Origin of the sequence: Kribbella orskensis (assembly GCF_004342085.1) — a bacterium.
Lineage (GTDB): Bacteria > Actinomycetota > Actinomycetes > Propionibacteriales > Kribbellaceae > Kribbella > Kribbella orskensis.
On record NZ_SLWM01000003.1, the window covers coordinates 410,963 to 427,440 of the forward strand.

The following is a 16,478-nucleotide window of genomic DNA, read 5'->3' on the forward strand; positions in this document are numbered from 1 at the left end:
TGGAGCTCCTTAATTGGGGGGTGTTGCAGGCGGTTGGTGCGTGTCAGGGGGCCGCTGCTGGCGTCGTTCACCGTCGATCAGCTCGTTCAGCCAGCGGACCTCGCGCTCGGCCGACTCCAGGCCGTGCCGTTGCAGCTCGAGGGTGTACGCGTCGACCCGCTCCGCGGTCCGGCTCATCGCGGCCCGGAAGTTGGCCAGCCGCTCCTCCATCCGGGCCCTGCGGCCCTCGAGGATGCGCAACCGGGTGGCCGGATCGGTCCGGCCGAAGAACGAGAACCGGACGCCGAACGTGTCGTCCTCCCACGCCGACGGACCGGCGTCATTCATCGCGCTCGCGAAGTGGTCCTTGCCGTCGGCCGTGATCGTGTAGACGATCTTCTGCCTCCGCCCGGCGTCCGGCGTCCCGGCGTCGGCGGAGATCAGTCCGTTGCGGAGCATCGCCTTCAGACACGGGTAGAGCGACCCGAACGACAGCACGCGTCCCCAGCCGAACTGGGCGTTGACGCGCTTGCGGAGCTCGTAACCGTGCATCGGCGCTTCGTGCAGCAGGCCGAGTACGGCGAGCTCCAGGACACCAGTGCGGTTTCCCATGACCCACCTCCCTCGACCTGGTTTGTCATGACGTGATGTATCGGTTCGATACATCGCATTGCCACTGTAAGCAGGGCGATCCCCGTCCACAACTGCTGACAAAGGTGGACTTTGTCAGGTCCGTCACGCCTAGCCGGGCCGAAACCGTTACGTCAGGCGCTGTCCTGCGTTAACCAGCTGACACGGAGTCGCGGCGCGAGAGCGGAGGGTCATGGCTGACCTGGGCTACACCTTCACCATGTTCCTGGCCTGTTCCCGACCGCGTTGCTCGCCGTGACCTTCCTTGCGCCGCACGTGACCGGCTGAGCGGTGCGGGTGACCGCCCGAGCCGCTACGATCCAGGCGGAATAGGGAGCGCTACCACATCGCCCGTACTCTGGGTCGCAATGACTTCAGCGAGATCGTCGAGGATTGCACTGTGAGTGAAGCTCGTAGGAAGGCCCCTTCCCGTGCGCGCGCAAAGAAACATTGGGCACTGAGGATCGCGGGCTGGCTGCTGGCACTGTTCTTCCTCGGAGTGATCGGGGCTGCGGCCATCTTCTTCATCGGGTACCAGACCACGGACATCCCGGACCCGAACAAGGAGTTCGCGACCAACACCACCACGGTCTACTACTCCGACAACAAGACCGTGCTCGGCACGTTCTACGAGCAGAACCGGCGCTCCCTCCCGCTGGCCAAGATCCCGAAGCACGTCCAGGACGCGGTGATCGCGGCCGAGGACCGGACCTTCTGGACCAACCCGGGCATCTCGCCGTCGGGCATGGCCCGCGCGGCGTTCAACATCGCCCGCGGCGAGCAGCTGCAGGGTGGCTCGACGATTACCCAGCAGTACGTGAAGGTCATGTACCTGACCCAGGAGCGGACCTTCTCCCGGAAGTTCTCCGAACTCTTCATCGCCACCAAGCTGAGCCGCTCGGAGGACAAGAAGAGCATCCTCGAGGGCTACCTCAACACCATCTACTTCGGTGAGGGCGCGTACGGCATCTCCGCGGCCGGCCAGGCGTACTTCGGGGTGGGCGACCCGCAGAAGCTCACCGTTCCGCAGGCGGCCCTGCTCGCCACGGTGCTCAACAACCCGACTTTGTTCGATCCGTACGACACGTCCCCGACCACGAAGAAGCGGATCCTCGAGCGCTACCGCTACGTGCTCGACGGAATGCGCCAGACCGGCACCATCACCGACGCCCAGGCGCAGGCGTACAGCAAGCAGATTCCCAAGGTCGTGACGGCCAAGCGGAGCGACCGCTTCAAGGGTCCGCAGGGCTTCCTGCTCGACATGGCCCGCAAGGAACTGGTGAAGGTCGGCATCCCCGAGGACGAGATCAGCGGCGGCGGCCTGCGGGTGGTCACCACCTTCGACAAGAAGCTGCAGGACGACATCGTCAAGGCGGGCACCGAGCGGCTGCCGAAGAAGCGGCAGAACCTCCACGTCGGCCTGGCCTCGGTCAAGCCCGGCACCGGTGAACTGGTCGCCATGTACGGCGGACCCGACTACCTGAAGAGCCAGTTGAACTGGGCCACGCTGAAGGCCCGGCCGGGGTCGGCCTTCAAGCCGTTCGCGCTCGCCGCGGCGCTGAAGGACGGCAGGAGCATCTACGACGTCTTCCAGGGCGACAGCCCGATCGAGGTCCAGGGGCTCAAGCTCAACAACGAGTTCGACGAGGACTACGGCGACGTCAACCTGCTGAAGGCGACGCAGGAATCCATCAACACCGCCTTCTACGACCTGGTCGACAAGCAGATGGACAACGGCCCTGGCAAAGTGGTCGACGCCGCCGAATTGGCAGGGATCCCGAAGACGACGGCGCTGGAGCGTGGCCGCAACAACCCGTCCACGGTGCTGGGACCGGACCCGTACGCCTCGCCGGTCGACATGGCGAACGCGTACGCCACGTTCGCTGCCGGGGGCAAGTTCATGCCGGTACACACGATCAAGTCGGTCAAGGGTCTGGACAACAAGACCAAGTGGGCGGATACGTCCCTGGCCAAGCAGGGCAGGCAGGTCTTCGACGCCGACGTCGCCAACACGGTCAACTACGTGCTGCAGAACGTCGTCGAGAAGGGCACCGGTGAGGACGCCAAGGAGCTCGATCGTCCGGTGGCCGGCAAGACCGGTACGGCCGGTGGCGTCGCCCTCGAGCACCGCGCGGCGAACGCCAAGTGCGACGGCTGCATGGACGGCGACGACACGCTGACCTCCTGGTGGGCCGCCTATACGCCGCAGTTGTCCACAGCGGTGCTCTACCGGGCCGGCGCGAGTGGTGAGGGCGACCTCGACCCCTACAGCTCGGACAAGGCCTTCTTCGGTGGCAACTGGCCGGTGAAGACCTGGCTGGCCTTCATGGAGCCGGCGCTCGACGGACAGCCGGACGCCGAGTTCCCCGAGCCGGACGAGGACTCGATCAAGGACACCTCGACGCCGACGTTCACGCCGAGCGAACCGCCGCCGGACCCCCCGAGCGACACGCCGCCGCCGACGCCGACGTTCACGCCGAGCGACCCGCCGTCGAAGACGCCGGAGACCAAGCCCACCAGGACGCCGACGAGGACGAGGACGCCGAAACCGCCCTGGCCGACGCTCACCTCACCGCCTACGCCGGCCCAACCAAGTGATGGCCCCACCAACGGCTGACCCCGAAGACGGCATCCCTCACCGGGTGCCGCCTTCGTTTCCGGTCACCAGAGGTGGTGACGACCAGTCGGGTTCGACCGCGGATGGGGCACCATGGGGGATGTGATGGCGGCGAGGCGATCGGGGGCGTGCGGGTCGGCCCGTGCGCAGAAACGAGCGCCTGGTGGTGGTTGAGCGAGCGGCTGAGGAAGACCCGCCGCGCGGGGCGTGGCGCGCTCGGGAGGCTGGTCGTTTCCGGGAGTTCGTGCCTGACCTGATGGCCCGGGAGACGCTCGGCTGGTGGCTGGTCAGCCGGATCGGGATCTTCGTCCTGTCGATCTCCGCGCCGATGCTGTTCAACCGCGGCGACACCTACCCGAACGTCTGGCGCGCCTGGCTGCAGTGGGACGTCTGGCATTTCAAGGCGATCGCGGACTTCGGCTACAACAACGGTGAACCCTCCGGGGCGCCGCTGGCCGCGTTTTTCCCCGGCCTGCCGTTCCTGATGCGCTGGATCGGCTGGATCGGGATCGGCCCGGTAGCGGGCGGCATCGTGATCTCCCTGGTCGCGAGCGCCTTCGCGGGAGTTTCGCTCGCCCGGCTCGCGCAGTACGAGTTCCCGCAGCTCGCGAACCTCGGGCCGAAGGCGGCGCTGATGTGGTTCGCGGCGCCGGTCGGTGTGTTCCTGGCCGCGCCGTACACGGAGGCGCTGTTCTGCGCCTTCGCCTTCCCCGGCTGGCTCGCCGCGCGGCAGGGCCGCTGGGCGCGCGCGGCGATCTTCGTCGCGCTGGCGTCGACCGTCCGGGTGTCCGGGATCTTCCTCGCCTTCGCCCTGGTGGTCGAGTTCCTGACCTCCAAGAAGCGCGATTGGCTCTCCATCCCGTGGCTCGCGGTGCCGGCCATCCCGGTGCTCGGCTTCATGGCGTACCTGAAGCAGATCCACGGCTCCTGGTTCGCCTGGCAGGAGGCGCAGGAGAAGGGGTGGGCGCGCGAGTTCACCGAGCCGTGGATCTCCCTGATCCACACGGTGGAGGCCGCGACCAAGGGCCACTTCTCGGCGGATCGCAGTGACTGGACCTGGATGTTTCGGGCCGAACTGGTCGCGCTGGTGGTCGGCCTGGTGCTGCTCGTCTGGTTGGTCTGGCGCCGGTCCTGGGGCGAGGCGGCCTGGGTGGCGAGCACGGTCGCCGCGTTCGTCACCTCGTTCTGGATCTACTCGCTGACCCGCGCGACGCTGCTCTGGTGGCCACTGTGGATCGGCTTGGCGGTGCTCGCGGAGCGAAGACCGTGGCTGGGCCGCCTCTATCTGGCCGTGGCGATACCCCTCGGGGCGATCTGGGCAGCCGCCTTCTTCACGGGCCGCTGGTCCGGCTGACCTCCCGCACCAGGTAGCTGAACCTCCGCGCCGCCGTTTCGCCGTACGGCGTGACGATGGTGACGGCGAGTTCGTGGACGCCGGGGGTGAGGTCGAGCGTCCACTCCTCGGTGTCGACCACCTCTGTGCCGATGCGCAGCCGGATCCCCGTGCCGTAGGGATGGGAGTGGCTGAAGCGCACGGTCGACGTGGTCCCAGTGCCGCCAAGGCCCGTGGTGATCGCCGACAGCCGCGGATAGGCGAGATCGCCGTCGCGCAGCAGCCTCGGAGTACGGATGGCTCGCATCGCCTGGAAGACCGGCGCGAACGACCCCTCGGCCCAGGTGTATCCCGTGGTCGTGGCGGACGCGAAGTACGTGAACCAGCCCGCCGCCTGCTGCTCCGTCAGCGACTCCACCGCACCAGCCCCGACAAACGCCGGTACTGCGGACCCGGCCGCGGCCAGTCGCTGCAGTTCCCGCACGCCGAGGGGGTTGCCATCGGCATCGGTCCAGTGCGAGCCGTTCTGACCGTCCAGCAACACCCACCGGTCGAGGTCGTCGATCCACGCCTCGCTGACCACGTGGCCGCGGCCGACGCCGACGTGGTGGTTCAGCTGTCGCAGATCAACCCGGCGCGACGGGATCCGTACCGCGTTCAGCGCCTGGCTGAGCACGATCGAATACTCGACACAGGCGAACCGCGCGCCGGCATCCACGCGCTCCAGCACGTCCAGCGCGTCCGGGTCCTCGACGTGGTCGTTCGCGTGGGCCCAGGAGTCGTGCACCCAGGCGAGCAGCCGGGTGGCCGTCTCCCAGGCCGACCCCGAGGCCTCGGGCAGCCGCTCCAGCAGGGCCGCCTCGCGCTCCGGGCTGATCCGGTAGAGCTCGACCGGCAGGGTCGGACCAGGCTCCGGCCACTCGGTCAGCTCCACGAGCGGCAGCGGCACATTCGCCTGGATCCGGCGCTGCAACTCCGGCCAGGTGGCGTCGACGCCGAACAGTTTCTCGAGTTCCCCCTCGAACAGCTCCGGCTGGCTGAATCCGGCGGCGATGCTCTCCTCGAGCAACCCGACCGCCTCGGGTGACCCGAGGCGCCGCGCGGCGATCGCGGCAGCCGGCCCCCAGAGATGGGCCCACCACTGCTCGTCGGCGCGCAACTCGCCCACCAGGTCCAGCAGCGACTGGTCGTCCTCATCCCGCGCGAACTGCTCGGCCCGAAGCCGCAGGTCAGCCAACTCACGCGACGGCAGATCATTCACAGGCTCGGTCACCCGGCCATCATCAGCCCGGTGAGGGTCGTCCCGCCCACGCGGTGATCGTCCGGGATGTGGACAGTTTTGTGGGAAGGCAACCTATCGTGGGACTTGCTCGTCAGTAGGAGTGTTGGGGTGGCAGGCCGGGCGGGGTCGCCACCCCTCCACTTCTCTGCACGACACCACAAATGTCCGGCGGAACCTCTCAGGGGCAGGTTCCGCCGGAAATTTTTGCCCGGACAGACCCACGGCGCCCGCCGGCCGAGGAGTCGGCCGGCAGACGCCGCGAGGATCAGCCGTAGTTCCGGTCGAGGGACTGCGACGGGGTCGGGCTCGGCTTGGTCTGGGCCACCCGCTGGTCACTCGGGTGAGTGCCCGCCTCGACTCCCTTCAAGGTGCCGAGCAGCTCGAGCTCGGAAAGCGTCACGCCGTTCGTGCCCGCCGCCGGAGTCATCACCAACCGGTACTGCGTGTACGGCTTCGGCGCGACGACGCTGAAGGACCGGGTGTACGCCGGGAAGGCCCAGGTCTGACCCGTACGCCGGTCCACCGTGGCCCAGGTGGTCCCGTCGTTGGAGCCCTCCAGAACCCACGCCGACGGCGCAGTACCGGTGTTTCCGCTGGTCAGGCTGTACATCGCGACCGGGCGACCCTGCTGCAGCTGGACCGTCACCGTCGGGGTGGCCCCGGTCAGCGTGACCTGCTGCTTCGAGTCGTTGTCGGTCAGCGCGGACACGTCCACCCCACCGGCGGCAGTGACAGCGCCTTCGTCCTCCGTCGAGTCGCGCCAGGTCTTCGGGTCCTCGCCCGGCTTGGTGAGCGACGGGGGAGCGTCGTTGCGGCCGGTGCCCCAGCTGGACGGCTTGTCGGTCATGTCGAACTCGATCTTGCCGCCGTCGGCGATCAGCGAGTGCGGCAGCGCGGTCGAGGACCACTTCTTGCCGTTCACCCTGACGCCCTTGACGTAGAGGTTCTTCGCGCTGTTCTTCGGTGCGCTGATCACCAGTTTGTTGCCGTCCGCCAGCCGCACGGTCGCCTTGGTGAACAACGGAGCACCGATCGCGTACGTCGGCGAGCCGACCTGCAGCGGGTAGAACCCGAGCATGCTGAACAGGTACCACGCCGACATCTCGCCGTTGTCCTCGTCGCCTGGGTAGCCCTGGCCGATCTCCGAGCCCAGGTACAGCCGGTCCAGCACCTCGCGGACCTTCTCCTGGGTCTTCGCCGGCTGACCGGTGAAGTTGTACATGTAGGCGATGTGGTGCGACGGCTGGTTGCTGTGGCCGTACTGGCCCATCCGGACGTCCCGCGCCTCGAGCATCTCGTGGATCGTGCCGCCGTACCCGCCGGTGTGCAGCGCGTCCTCCGGGGTGCTGAAGAACTCGTCGAGCTTCTTCGCCAGGCCGTCGCGACCGCCGTACAGGGCGGCCAGTCCGGCGCCGTCCTGCGGGGTGGAGAACGCCATGTTCCAGGCGTTCGTCTCGGTGTAGTCGTGACCCCAGTCGCGCGGGTCGAACGTGCTGGGGGAGTTGCCCCAGACGCCGTCCGGACCCTTGCCCTGGAAGAAGTTCAGCGCCGGGTCGAACAGCGTGACGTAGTTGCGGGCCCGGTTCAGGTAGTAGTCGTAGTTATCGAGGTACTCCTGCTTGCGCGGGTCGTTCTTCTTGGCGGCGCCGTACAGCGCCTTCGACATGTTCGCGATGCCGAGGTCGTTGATGTAGCCGTCCATCGACCAGCTGAAGCCCTCACCGGTGGTGTTGGCGGTGTAGCCGTTGAAGACGCCGCGGTCGAGACCCTTGCGGCCGACGTTCTCTGTCGGCGGCCGGGCGGCGGCGTTCTTCAGGGCCGCGTCGTACGCCGCTTGGACGTCGATGCCCTTGATCCCCTTCAGATAGGCGTCGGCGAAGGCCACGTCCGAGCTGGTGCCGACCATCAGGTTGGCGTAGCCCGGGGAGGACCAGCGGGAGATCCAGCCGCCGTCCTTGTACTGCTGGACGAACCCGTTCACCAGGTCGGCGGCCTCGCCCTGCGCTAACAGGCTGTACGCCGGCCAGACGGTCCGGTAGGTGTCCCAGAACCCGTTGTTCACGTACGTCTGCCCGGCCACGATCTTGGAGCCGGTCGTCGACGGGGTGTCCGCTGCCACCTTCGGGGAGGTCGGCGAGGCGTAGGTGATCACCGGCTTCTTCGCGGTACCGGTGTTCTCCGAGCCGTTGTTCGGGTAGAGGAACAGCCGGTACAGGTTCGAGTAGAGCGTGGTCAGCTGGTCCGCGGTGGCACCCTCGACCTCGATCGTGCGGAGCTTGGCGTCCCACGCCTGCTGGGCAGCCGCCTTCACCTTGTCGAACTTGCTGCCCTCGGCGAGCTCCAGCTCGAGGTTCTTCTTCGCCTGCGCGGTGCCGATCAGCGAGGTGGCGACCCGCAGTTGCACCTGCTTCACCTTCGGGTCGAAGGAGAAGTAGCCGCCGACGTTCGCGCCGCCGCCGTCGGCGAGCTTGCCGCTGGCGGTCACCTCCTGGTCGACCACGCCGTACACGAAGAGCCGGCCGGCGCCGGTCGACAGGCCGCTCTTCACGTCGCTGTAGCCGGTCACCACACCGGTCTCGGCGTCGAGGGTGAGGCCGCCGAGGTTGCTGGTGTTGTCGAAGATGAGCGATGCCTCGCCGGCCGGGAAGGAGAAGCGCAGCATCGCCGCGTGGTCGGTCGGGGTCAGCTCGACCGCGTTGCCGTTGTCGAACGTGACGCCGTAGTAGTACGGCCGGGCGACCTCGTTGTCGTGGCTGAACGCCCAGGCGCGGGCGTCGCGGTCCGCGGTCGGAGTCGCCGCGGTCGACGGCATCACCTGGAACGTCTGCCGGTCACCCATCCACGGGCTCGGCTCGTGGCTGATCGAGAACGCCTCGAGCTGCGGCTTGTTCTGGTCGTTGTTGCCCTTGGCGAAGTCGTACAGCCAGGAGGTCGATCCCGCGTTGGTGACGGGCGTCCAGAAGTTGAAGCCGTGCGGCACTGCGGTCGCCGGGAAGTTGTTGCCCCGGGAGAAGCCGCCGGTGGAGTTCGTACCGCGGGTCGTGATCGCCAGGTCCGACGGGTGCTTGGCGGCGGTCTTCCGGGCAGCTTCGTCCGGGTTCGTCGCCTTGCTGATCCGTACGTCGTCGATCCAGCCGCGGAAGTCCGCCGGGCCGGACGGCTTGTCGTAGCCGACCAGGATCCGCTTCACCGTCTTGCCGGCGGCCACCTTGCCCAGGTCGGCCTCGATGTTGTTCCACTGGTTCGTGGACAGGCCCTTCGCGTCACCCTGGCCACGCGGGCTGAGCGGGAAGCCGTGGTGGTCCTTCGCCTTCAGGTCGCTCAGGTAGGTGCCGTCGGAGAACGCCAGGTCCACCGCCGCGGAGGTGCTCGGGTAGCTCAGGTCGCCCTCGACGTGCTCGGGGAAGATCTTGTACGCCAGCCGGGTGTCCTTGCCGACCTCCAGGTCCACGTCGGCGATCCTGTTCCAGGTGAAGCCCCGGCCCTCGGCGGTCTGGTGGCCGGCGTACCGGAAGGACTTCACGCCGGTGAAGCCGGTCCGGGCGCGGGCGTTGTACGCGCTGGTCGGGCCCGAGTCGAGCCGCGACTCGGCGGTCTCGCCGGGAGGCGGCAGCGGGGCGCCGTTGGACAGGTACCAGTCGGCCAGCTGGACGATGTCCTCGCCGTGGTTCAGCGTGATGTCCAGCTTGAAGAACTTGTACGCCGTGTCGTTGCCGAAGGTGTATTCCTTCGTCTGGAACCGGTTCTCGAAGTCCTCGCCCGTCCGGGTGTCCAGGGTGGTCCAGGTGGTGCCGTCGTTCGAGCCGGACACCGTCCAGTTCTTCGGGTCGCGGCCGTCGGCGTCGTTCGCCGAGGTCAGCGCGTACTTCTTGATCGTGACCGGGGCCGACGTCTCGTAGACCAGCCAGCCGGTCGGCTCGAACACCAGCCATTTGGTGAACTTGTCGCCGTCGGCCACGTTCGTCGCGATCTCGCCGCCACCGGTGTTCTCGTCGTTCGCGGTCACCTTGGTGACCTTGTCCATCTCGCTGCCGCCGATCCCGGTCGGCGTCGGGCCTTCGACGCCGCCGGCCCGCGGTTCCCCGTCCGGGCCGGTCTCGACCTCGTCGGCGTAGCCGGGTTGCGGCTGGCCTGGTTCGAAGGAGGTGAAGAAGGAGGAGGACCCGGCGGCGACGGGCTGGGCCGTCGGTGCTTCGGCGGGTACGGCGGCGCTTGCTGGCTGCGTCATGGCAGTCATTGTCACAACAAGCCCGAGAGACGTGACGAGCCCCAGGGGGCGGCGGAAGTTCATCTACGGCTCCTAGCAGGACAGACCGGTGCCAGGAGCCCGGATCGAAGGGTCCTCCACACCGAGATGTTTACGCGGCCCCGATGACAAGGTTGTCAGCACGCGTCGGGGCCGATCCTGCCCACCATCGTCACCCGCGGTCAAGGCTTCGTCGCACACCGTCCGCTCGTAGCGCCCGATCAGACGCCGAACGGTCGTTCCGGGCGACCGGCGGTAGGTTGGCTGACATGGCTGAAACGAACTCGGACCTCGACCGGGTGCTGGTGACCGGAGGAGCCGGGTTCATCGGCCGGGCCGTCGTCGCCGCGCTGCGCGAGCGGGCTGTGCCGGTGACCGTGGTGGACCGCGAGCCGCCCGACCCGTCGTGGGACGAGGGCGTGACCGTGATCACCGGGGACCTGGCCGACCAGGAGGTCTGCATCTCGGCCTTCGAGACCCGGCCGCGCGCGGTGATCCACCTGGCCGCGCTCACCTCGGTACTGCGCTCGGTGGACGCCCCGATGCGGACGTTCGCGGAGAACGTGACGATCACGCAGGTGCTGCTGGAGCTGTCCCGCGGTAGTGGTGTCGACCAGTTCGTGCTGGCATCCACCAACGCGGTGGTCGGCGACGTCGGGACCGCCACCATCACCGCGGACCTGCCCCTGCGCCCGCTCACGCCGTACGGGGCGACCAAGGCGGCGTGCGAGATGCTGCTCTCGGCGTACTCCGGGAGCTACGGCCTGGCGACGGCGGCGCTGCGGTTCACGAACGTGTACGGGCCGGGCATGTCGCACAAGGACAGCTTCGTCCCGCGGATGATGCGCGCCGCGCTCACTGGCGAGGGCGTTCGCGTGTACGGCGACGGGCTGCAGCGGCGGGACCTCGTCTTCATCGACGACGTGGTCGCCGGGGTGCTGCAGGCGCTCGACAACCGGTTCGACGGCCGGGCGATCATCGGTTCGGGGAACTCCGTCTCGGTGCTCGACATGCTCGAGACCGTGCGCGACGTGACGAGTGCGGAGGTGCCGGCGGAGCACATCGAGGCCCCGCCCGGGGAGATGCCGGCGGTGGTGGTGGACGTGTCCGCGAGTGCCGAGACGCTGGGCTACCGTCCGGCCGTCTCGCTGAAGGATGGTTTGGCCCGGACGTGGCAGTACTTCCAGCAGCAGTGAAGAAGGTTCTGAGGACGCACTGGCTCCTCGCCATCCTGCTGGCGGCCGGCCTGGTCCTCCGGGTGCTGGCGACCGTCGCCTACCGGCCGGCGATCATCTACACCGACTCGGTCCAGTACCTGAACAACATGGAGCACCTGAAGCCGGACCAGCTCAACCCGATCGGCTACGACTTCGTACTGCGCCCGCTGGTCGACCTCGGCGGTCTGACTCTGGTCGTGATCGTGCAGCACCTCGTCGGTCTGGCTCTGGGGATCGCCATCTACGCCCTGGCCCGCAGGCTGGGCGTCTACCGCTGGCTGGCCGCACTGGCCGCCGCACCGCTCCTGCTCGACGCCTACCAGGTGCAGATCGAGCAGAACATCATGGCCGAGACCACCTTCGACGTTCTACTCGTGGGGATCCTCTGGACCCTGCTCGGCTGGGGCAAGCCCGGCTGGAAGCGTGCCGCGCTCGCAGGTTTGCTCCTGGGCGCTGCCTTCGCAGTACGGACGATCGGCCTGACCCTGATCGTTGCCACCGTCCTCTACCTCGTCGTGGTGGGCTCGGCCTGGCGCCATCTGAGGGCCTGGCCGCAGCTCGTACTGCGGGTCGGGGCGGCGGTGGCCGGCTTTGCTGTGGTGTTCGGCGCCTATGTCGGCTACTTCCACGCGGAGACCGGCAAGTGGGCCATCTCCGGCGCCGAGAACCAGGTGCTCTACGGGCGGACCGCAGTGGTGGCCGACTGCGCCAAGCTGCCGTTGAACGAGGGCACGCGGCTGTTCTGCCCCAAGGAGCCCCTCGGGCAGCGCCTGGGTGTCGACAAGTACGCGCACAACCACTACGGCGACCCGAACTGGCCGGGACCGTTGCCGCCGGGGACCACCAAGCAGCAGTTGGCCGAAGAGTTCAGCGCCCTGGTGATCCGGCATCAACCGTTCGACGTCGCGTGGGCGGCCTTCAAGGACTTCCTGAAGGGCTTCGCTCCCACCCGGACCACGTCGCCTGACGACGTACCGCTGGATCGGTGGCAGTTCCAGCTCAGCTACCCGAACCTGTCCGACCCCAACACGGCCGAGGCGGCCGAGAAGTGGGGCGGCTCCGCGCCGCACGTGAACCACGAGCCGGCCGTGATCCTGCGGGCCTACCAGCTGAACGGCGGCTACACCTCCGGCCTGGCACTGGGATTCGCAGTACTGGTCGCGCTGGCCGCTGTTGCGGGGTTGGGCCGGGCCAAGAAGTCCGGGCTCCGTTCTGCCGCGTTGCTGCCGGTGGCTGCCGGGCTGATCCTTCTGCTCGGGTCTGCCGCCTTCGAGTTCTCCTGGCGCTACCAGTTGCCCGGCCTGGTGTTGTTCCCGCTGGCGGGAGCGATCGGGCTGCGTGCACTCCTCGGCGCTGACCAGGGACGCCCGGCCATGGCCGACTACCCGGACCCGGTGGACTCCGAGGCGCTGGACGACTTCCGCGAGCGGCACGGTGACCCCGCCTTCGCTCCGCTGGTCGTGGTGATTGCCGCCTACAACGAGGCCGGCGGGATCGGCCCGGTGCTGGCGAACATGCCGAAGACCTGCGCGGGGCTGCCGGCCGACGTACTGGTGGTTGTGGACGGTGCCGAGGACGACACAGCCGAGATCGCCGCCGCGCAAGGGGCGTTCGTCTGTGTTGCTCCCCGCAACCGTGGCCAGGGTGCCGCGCTCCGGCTCGGGTATCACCTCGCTGTCCAGGGCGGAGCGGAGTACGTCGCCACGACGGACGCGGACGGGCAGTACGACAACTCGGAGCTCGACGTGCTCCTGAAGCCCATCCTGGACGGGCAGGCCGACTTCGTCACCGGGTCACGCCGACTGGGCGCGGAGGACGCGGACAGCAGGTTGCGCTGGGTCGGCGTACGGGTGTTCGCCACGCTGGCGTCGATCCTGACCAGGCGGAAGCTGACCGACACCTCGTTCGGGTTCCGCGCGATGCGGGCGGGCCTGGCCTGCGCGGTGACGCTGCGGGAGCCGCAGTACCAGTCGTCGGAGCTGCTGCTCGGGGTGCTGGCGAGTGGCGCGCGAGTGGTCGAACTGCCGATGACGATGCGGCGGCGTGGTGACGGCTCGAGCAAGAAGGGCCCGGGCCTGGTGTACGGCGCCAACTACGCGCGGGTGATGACGACTACCTGGTGGCGGGAATACGTACTGCGTCGGCGGCCCTTTGCGTACGGCAACCAATCAGTGGGTGGTCACGAAGGAACTCGGGCTACGCAGAGGACGGTCTGACCGAACGGGACCCGGACGCGGCTCTCCACGGCACGGGTCACCGGTACGACGAACTGGTCGTAGATGGCGACCAGCTTGGGATTCGGCGCGGTACTGCCGCCCCGGCGGACCGCGGCCCACCAGGCGATCCCGCCGAGCAGGTTCACCGGTTTCGCGAGCTCCACCTGCAGCCCGGCCCGCAGTACGGCGTCACTGACGGTGGCGGGGGTGTAGCGGCGGACGTGGCCGACGCGGCGGTCGAACTCGCCGTACAGCTGCTGGTAGCCGGGCACCCAGAGCACGATGGTCCCGCCGGGCACGACCAGTTCCGCGAGGGAGCGCAGCGCGCCCGCGTCGTCGTCGATGTGCTCGAGCACGTTGATCGCGATCACCGAGTCCACCGGCTTGTCCATGCTGAGCTCGTCACCCAGCGCGAGCTGCCGCGCCTCGACCTCCGGCCGGTCGGCGAACCGCTCGGCCAGCAGTTCCACCGCGCCCGGGTCCGCGTCGGTGACCACCAACCGGTCCAGACCAATGAAACCGGCGGCGAACTCGCCGAGGCCGGCGCCCACCTCCAGGACCGTGCTCCCGCAGTGCGGCGAGATCAGATCCAGTTGGTAGCGGCGGTAGCGCGGCTGGTCGGCGCCGCCCTGCTCGAGGTCGCGGCCGGTCGCGTCGCTGAAGGCTCCGGTGTGTTCTGGCATCCCGCCCATTCTGCACCGTGCGCTCGGACGGCGGTCCGTGCGACCTTATTCACAGGAGATTCCCAGCTTCCGGCAAGGTGTTTGAAGCCGGGGTTGGGTACACATGATCAGGACAAGCAACATTCCTGTCCGGAAGGTGGTCGCTTCGTGCGTGTTCTCGTCCTGGGTGGTGACGGTTACCTGGGGTGGCCGACAGCGCTGCATCTGTCCGACAACGGGCATCAGACGGCGGTGCTGGACAACTTCGCCCGGCGCGGCTACGACCAGGAGCTGGGGGTCGAGAGCCTGGTCCCGATCGAGGACCTGGACACCCGGATCGCCGCCTGGGAGGAAGTCTCCGGACAGGAGATCGCGTCGTACACCGGTGACCTGCTCGACGCCGACTTCGTCTACGGGGTACTGCGGGAGTTCCGGCCCGAGGCGATCGTGCACTTCGCCGAGCAGCGGGCCGCGCCGTACTCGATGATCGACCGGCAGCACGCTGTGTACACGCAGCAGAACAACGTGATCGGCACGCTGAACCTGATGTACGCGATGGCCGAGATCGACCCGGGCATCCACCTGGTCAAGCTCGGCACGATGGGTGAGTACGGCACGCCCAACATCGACATCGAGGAAGGCTGGCTCGAGGTCGAGCACAACGGCCGCAAGGACCGGATGCTCTATCCGAAGAAGCCAGGCTCGTTCTACCACCTGAGCAAGGTGCACGACTCGCACAACCTGGAGTTCGGCTGCCGGGTCTGGGGACTGCGCGTCACCGACCTCAACCAGGGCGTCGTCTACGGTCAGCAGACTCCGCAGACCGTGCGCGACCCTCGGCTGGCCACCCGGTTCGACTACGACGCGGTCTTCGGCACCGTGCTGAACCGCTTCGTCATCCAGGCCGTGCTCGGCGAGCCGCTGACCGTCTACGGCACCGGCGGTCAGACCCGCGGGTTGCTGGACGTCCGCGACACCGTCGAGTGCATCCGGCTCGCGGTGGAGAACCCGGCCGAGGTCGGTGAGTTCCGCGTCTTCAACCAGATGACCGAGAGCTACTCGGTCGCCCAGATCGCCGAGAAGGTGGCCGAGTGCTTCCCCGGCCCGGTCCAGGTCGAGCACCTGGAGAACCCGCGCGTCGAGCAGCCGGAGCACTACTACAACGTCAAGCACACCGGTCTGGTCGGCCTCGGCCTGCAGCCGCACCTGCTGTCCGAGACGCTGATCGAATCGATGTTCGACATCGTTTCCGCCAACAAGGACCGGGTGAACCTGGGCGCCCTGCTGCCCACGGTCCGCTGGCGCGGCGGGCTCAAGGACGGCTGATCCTCAGCGCCCCGCCGCCCAGGCGGTGACGTACTCCGAGAAGCGGCGCGCTGCCGGGCTGGCGGCGTGGCCCTGGGGCAGCACGAGATCGATGCGGCGGACCAGCTCGACCCCGGTCAAACCGACGAGCCGGACCGCGGCCGCGACCCGTGGTGCCAGGACGAATCCGGTCGGCGCCAGGGTCACGCCCACGCCGGCCGCGACCAGTTCGAGCACCATGGTCCACTCGTTGACCTCGCACGCGATCCGGCGCGTGAGACCGGCGGCGCGGAAGGCGTCGTCGACCACCACCCGGATCGCCCACTGCGCCGGCGGGTCGACGAACCGCTCGCCGGCCAGTTCCCGGAGTGTGACGGACTCCGCGGACGCGAGCGGGTGATCTCGCGAGACGACCAAGCGGACGGGCTCGGCCAACAGCGGGATCACCTCCAGGCCCCGCGCGTGATCCTCGACGACGGAGACGAGCGCGCAGTCGAGCCGTCCGTCCGCGACAAGATCGAGCATCTGCAGGGCGGGCAGCTGCTGGACCGAGATGTCCACCCCCGGGTGGGCCAGCGCGAACTCCGCCAGCCAGGTCGAGAACGGCAGGGAATGGCCGCTCGTCTGGAGTGCCCCGATCCGCAGTCGGCCCGCGAGAACTCCGTGCGCATCCTGGACCGCCTGCTGAGCGGCTTCGGCCGCGTCGAGCGTGTGACGAGCGGCCGGCAGCAGCGCCGTTCCCTCCGCCGTGAGCCGGACCGGCCGCGTACCGCGGACGAACAGCAGCGCGCCGACCTCTTTCTCCAGCGCGCGGATCGACGTCGACAGCCCCGACTGGACGATCAGCTCGCGCGCGGCAGCCTTGGTGAAGCTCCGCTCCTCCGCGAGCGCCACGAAATGCCTCAGATGCCGCAGCTCCATCCTCTGAGTATCTCTCTGAGAGATGGAATCCATCTAATCCAGGTCCCGTAAAGCTGGTATGAGCCTTCTC

The 16,478-nt window shown here is 68.4% G+C and carries 10 protein-coding genes; 5 read left to right on the top strand and 5 right to left on the bottom strand.

The genetic code is table 11. The features are described from left to right. Positions 1-9 precede the first annotated feature (9 nt). Complete coding sequence (locus tag EV644_RS10850; RefSeq protein WP_132191796.1) at positions 10-591, bottom strand: PadR family transcriptional regulator; 582 nt, start codon at positions 589-591, stop codon at positions 10-12. 418 nt (positions 592-1,009) lie between these two features. Between EV644_RS10850 and EV644_RS10855 the strand changes: the two genes are divergently transcribed. Beyond that, on the top strand, positions 1,010-3,226 hold the full coding sequence (locus EV644_RS10855) for a transglycosylase domain-containing protein (protein WP_132191795.1): 2,217 nt from the start codon (positions 1,010-1,012) through the stop codon (positions 3,224-3,226). A 163-nt stretch (positions 3,227-3,389) separates the two neighbouring features. Further along, on the top strand, positions 3,390-4,580 hold the full coding sequence (locus EV644_RS10860) for a mannosyltransferase family protein (RefSeq protein ID WP_241998878.1): 1,191 nt from the start codon (positions 3,390-3,392) through the stop codon (positions 4,578-4,580). Here the strand turns inward: EV644_RS10860 and EV644_RS10865 are convergent. Beyond that, positions 4,558-5,832 carry a transglutaminase domain-containing protein gene (locus EV644_RS10865; protein ID WP_132191794.1) on the bottom strand — a complete coding sequence of 425 codons (1,275 nt, stop codon included), beginning with the start codon at positions 5,830-5,832 and terminating at the stop codon, positions 4,558-4,560. The two genes, EV644_RS10860 and EV644_RS10865, sit on opposite strands and share 23 nt — an antisense overlap. A 274-nt stretch (positions 5,833-6,106) precedes the next feature. After that, positions 6,107-10,069 carry a GH92 family glycosyl hydrolase gene (locus EV644_RS10870; protein ID WP_241998877.1) on the bottom strand — a complete coding sequence of 1,321 codons (3,963 nt, stop codon included), beginning with the start codon at positions 10,067-10,069 and terminating at the stop codon, positions 6,107-6,109. Between the two features lie 287 nt (positions 10,070-10,356). Between EV644_RS10870 and EV644_RS10875 the strand changes: the two genes are divergently transcribed. After that, positions 10,357-11,283: an NAD-dependent epimerase/dehydratase family protein gene (locus tag EV644_RS10875; RefSeq protein WP_132191792.1), complete on the top strand. Its 927-nt coding sequence runs from the start codon at positions 10,357-10,359 to the stop codon at positions 11,281-11,283. Next, positions 11,280-13,520: a glycosyltransferase family 2 protein gene (locus EV644_RS10880; protein ID WP_132191791.1), complete on the top strand. Its 2,241-nt coding sequence runs from the start codon at positions 11,280-11,282 to the stop codon at positions 13,518-13,520. Before EV644_RS10875 ends, EV644_RS10880 begins: the two co-directional genes overlap by 4 nt. Here the strand turns inward: EV644_RS10880 and EV644_RS10885 are convergent. Next, complete coding sequence (locus EV644_RS10885; protein WP_241998875.1) at positions 13,484-14,203, bottom strand: class I SAM-dependent methyltransferase; 720 nt, start codon at positions 14,201-14,203, stop codon at positions 13,484-13,486. The genes EV644_RS10880 and EV644_RS10885 overlap by 37 nt on opposite strands. 147 nt (positions 14,204-14,350) lie before the next feature. Between EV644_RS10885 and EV644_RS10890 the strand changes: the two genes are divergently transcribed. After that, complete coding sequence (locus EV644_RS10890; protein WP_132191789.1) at positions 14,351-15,508, top strand: NAD-dependent epimerase/dehydratase family protein; 1,158 nt, start codon at positions 14,351-14,353, stop codon at positions 15,506-15,508. A gap of 3 nt (positions 15,509-15,511) precedes the next feature. Here the strand turns inward: EV644_RS10890 and EV644_RS10895 are convergent, their stop codons facing one another. Continuing rightward, the gene (locus EV644_RS10895) at positions 15,512-16,408 is read right to left on the bottom strand and encodes a LysR family transcriptional regulator (protein WP_158292784.1); all 897 of its coding nucleotides are present in this window, start codon (positions 16,406-16,408) and stop codon (positions 15,512-15,514) included. Positions 16,409-16,478 lie beyond the last annotated feature (70 nt).

Coding starts and splice junctions, on each gene's coding strand:
- EV644_RS10875 (WP_132191792.1), top strand. CDS start 10,357: ATGGCTGAAACGAACTCGGACCTCGACCGGGTGCTGGTGACCGGAGGA.
- EV644_RS10850 (WP_132191796.1), bottom strand. CDS start 591: ATGGGAAACCGCACTGGTGTCCTGGAGCTCGCCGTACTCGGCCTGCTG.
- EV644_RS10895 (WP_158292784.1), bottom strand. CDS start 16,408: ATGGAGCTGCGGCATCTGAGGCATTTCGTGGCGCTCGCGGAGGAGCGG.
- EV644_RS10870 (WP_241998877.1), bottom strand. CDS start 10,069: ATGACGCAGCCAGCAAGCGCCGCCGTACCCGCCGAAGCACCGACGGCC.
- EV644_RS10885 (WP_241998875.1), bottom strand. CDS start 14,203: ATGCCAGAACACACCGGAGCCTTCAGCGACGCGACCGGCCGCGACCTC.